This is a genomic window from Parashewanella sp. 2304DJ23-3, from assembly GCF_056591695.1.
Genome location: NZ_JBWQOH010000044.1, coordinates 1 through 248, shown reverse-complemented (window position 1 = coordinate 248; position 248 = coordinate 1). Strand labels below are relative to the sequence as shown.

1 protein-coding gene is annotated in these 248 nt (G+C 53.6%); it reads left to right on the top strand.

What is annotated here, in order from left to right; translation table 11 throughout:
* A partial coding sequence (locus AC1EU2_RS18815) for an Ig-like domain-containing protein (RefSeq protein WP_480299808.1) occupies positions 1-248 on the top strand: 248 nt, incomplete at both ends.

Genomic DNA, 248 nt, shown 5'->3' with positions numbered 1-248 from the left:
GACAGCGATGTCGATAACGACACCTTGACCGTTGTCAGTTATGAAGTGAATGGACAGACGATCGCCGCAGGCACCTCAACACCCGTTGCAGGCGGCACTTTAATTATCAATGCAGACGGCAGCTACAGCTTCACTCCAGCGCAAGATTGGAGCGGCACCTTACCGACCATCACTTACACCACCGATACTGGCGCCACAGCGACATTGACCATTAACGTCACACCAGTGGATGATGCCTCGGTACTGGT